The 1,677-nt window shown below is 64.2% G+C and carries 1 protein-coding gene; it reads right to left on the bottom strand.

Features of this window, described 5'->3' with window-relative positions:
• Positions 1 to 60 precede the first annotated feature (60 nt).
• Positions 61 to 1,548: a lipopolysaccharide biosynthesis protein gene (locus EBBID32_RS00005; RefSeq protein ID WP_006948544.1), complete on the bottom strand. Its 1,488-nt coding sequence runs from the start codon at positions 1,546 to 1,548 to the stop codon at positions 61 to 63.
• Positions 1,549 to 1,677: the final 129 nt, after the last annotated feature.

Raw genomic sequence — 1,677 nt, 5'->3', positions numbered from 1 at the left:
GTGGGGGTGTGGGCCGGTGCCGAAACCGAAATGCGCTCTTTTGCGCATTTCGAACCAGACTCAGGCGGGAGCCTGAACCGGCGGCGCGCGGCGAATCACCAGCGCGACCAGTTCCATCAACGTACCGCGCGCGCACAGCATCAGCGCGGCGAGGAAGGCGATGCCGCCCGCGGGCACCAGCACGGCCAGCCGGATCGGCGCGGCCAATGGCGGCAAAATACGGTCCACCGCCAGCACCACGCCCGCCATCAGGATCGCACAGCCCAGCCCCGGCGCGGCTGCGCGGATGAGGTCGATCAGGCGCAATCCCATCGGCGCACCGGCCAGTCGCGCCGTCACGACCGTGAGGATCGGGAACGCGCCCAGCCAGGCCCAGGCCAGGCCGATCGCGCCGAATGTGATGCCGATCAGGAAGGCGACCGGCATCAGTAGCGCGCCAACCCCCGCGATTCGCGCCGTCGTGCCCGGACGGCCCAGCGCATTGCTGACCGGCGCGAACATCACCTGCAACGTCATGAACGGCATGGCCAGCGCCAGCACCGAGACGAAAGGGGCCATTTCCAGCCATTTTGCCCCGAACAGTGTTTCGACCAGCGGCTCGGCGGTCACCGCCATGCCCAGATAGACCGGGCAGGAGATGAGCAGCAGCAGCCGCACCGCCTTGCAAAAGGACCAGGCGACCCGCGACGGATCCTTCTGCATCCGGGCATAAGCGGGAAAGGCGACATCGTTGAGCGGCGGGATGAATTTGCTGACGAAAATCTGGGTCAGGAACAGCGCCTCGGCATAGAGGCCCAGCTGATGCGGCGCCAGCACCCGCCCGCCGATGAAGATATCGGCCTGGCTCTGGACGATCCAGAACAACTGTCCGCCCAGCAGCGATGCGCCATAGGCGACCATTGCGCCTGTGCCGCGAAAATCGAAGCTGGGGATGGGGCGGAACCCGGTCGCCAGCACATAGCCCAGCCCCTTGACCCAGAAGCCCGCAATCGGTGCAAACACCAATGTCCACACCCCCCAGCCGGACAGGGCACCGACCAGCGCGACGGCGGCGGAGGCGAAAGCGGCGATCAGATTGACCAGCGCCGGTCGCTTGAAATCGAGCGCGCGGCCCATGATCGCTTCGGGAATCGAGATGAAAGGGGTGGAGAGGTAGAGCAAAGCCTGCACCCGCAGCAGGTCGGCGACCATCGGCTGGTCATAATAGTCGGCCGCGATCGGGGCTACTCCCAGCTGGAGCAGTGCCAGCCCCCCGTTGAGCAGCAGCATGATGGTGAAGGCCTGCCGCAAGCGGTGCGAATCGAGCTTCTCCGACTGCACCAAAGCGCTGACCAGCCCATAGCCATTGAGGAAGGTGGCGAAATTCAATATCACCTGGGTCATCGCGAACAGGCCATAATCGGCCGGATCGAGCAGGCGAATGACCGCCAGGGTCACCACCCAGCTCATCATTTGCGAGATGATCTGGCTCCCCGAACGCCAGAAGATCGCGCTCCTGATGCGTGCGCCGAAACCCGCGTCGTCCGCGTCGGCATCCTGCAAACTCATGCTCTTAATCACCCTTGGCCATGATCGCCGTCACCCCTGTCTAGACCTCAAACGCCAAAAATTTCTGAAACAAAAATGCAAAAAGCATTTGACGGGTCGGGAGGTCGGGCCTAGAGGGCTGTTCACCGG

The sequence above is a fragment of the Sphingobium indicum BiD32 genome (genome assembly GCF_000382885.1).
GTDB lineage: Bacteria > Pseudomonadota > Alphaproteobacteria > Sphingomonadales > Sphingomonadaceae > Sphingobium > Sphingobium japonicum_C.
The sequence above is the reverse complement of the archived record's forward strand: the minus strand, read 5'-3'. Positions and strand labels throughout refer to the sequence as shown.